1 protein-coding gene is annotated in these 790 nt (G+C 54.8%); it reads left to right on the top strand.

Features of this window, described 5'->3' with window-relative positions; all coding sequences use genetic code 11:
* Nucleotides 1-761: MBL fold metallo-hydrolase (locus Q675_RS37610; protein ID WP_023012304.1), on the top strand; the 761-nt coding region annotated here is incomplete at its 5' end.
* Nucleotides 762-790 lie beyond the last annotated feature (29 nt).

Below are 790 nucleotides of genomic sequence, written 5' to 3'. Positions count from 1 at the left end.
ATGCCGATGTTTTGGTGTGTGAATCCACTTACGGCGACCGCACCCATGGTGAAACCGATCCAGAAAAGGATCTGGAGGAGATTATCACTAAAACCGCGGGCCGCGGCGGGATCGTATTGATGCCTGCTTTCGCCGTGGGCCGGGCCCAGATGTTGTTGTACGTTGTGCACAAACTGATGGGGCAGGGGCGCATTCCCAAACTTCCGGTGTATCTCAACAGCCCCATGGCCATCAAAGCCACGGAAATTTTCTGCAAACATCACAAAGAGCACAAGCTTAACGGTGCCCAGTGCGAGCTGATCGACGACAAAACCCAGTTCATTCGCACCGTCGAGGAATCCATTGAGCTGGATGCCGTGAGATATCCCTGCGTGATCATCTCAGCCAGTGGAATGGCCTCGGGCGGCCGGGTGTTGCACCACCTTAAAACCCTGCTGCCAAATCCCAGGAACAGCGTTGTCTTTGCGGGCTTCCAGGCACCTGGCACACGCGGCGATGTCTTGGTGCATGGCGCCGAATCGGTCAAGATTCACGGTGAGTACTGGCCGGTGAAAGCAGAGATCCATAACATGGATTCCATGAGTGCTCATGGTGACTACCGGGAAATCCTGCACTGGCTGGAGCAAGGTACTCTGAAGCCCGAAAAGGTGTACGTGACTCACGGCGAAGCGGTAGCCAGTGATACCATGCGCAAGCGCATCTCGGAAAAGTTCGGATGGGATGCTGAGGTACCGGATTTGTTCGAAGAGGTAGAGATCTGATGCATTACAGCTCCATACTGCCAGATGTG

This window comes from Marinobacter sp. EN3 (assembly GCF_000475315.1).
Taxonomy (GTDB): Bacteria; Pseudomonadota; Gammaproteobacteria; order Pseudomonadales; family Oleiphilaceae; genus Marinobacter; species Marinobacter nauticus.
This window is presented reverse-complemented; position numbering and strand designations above follow the sequence as displayed.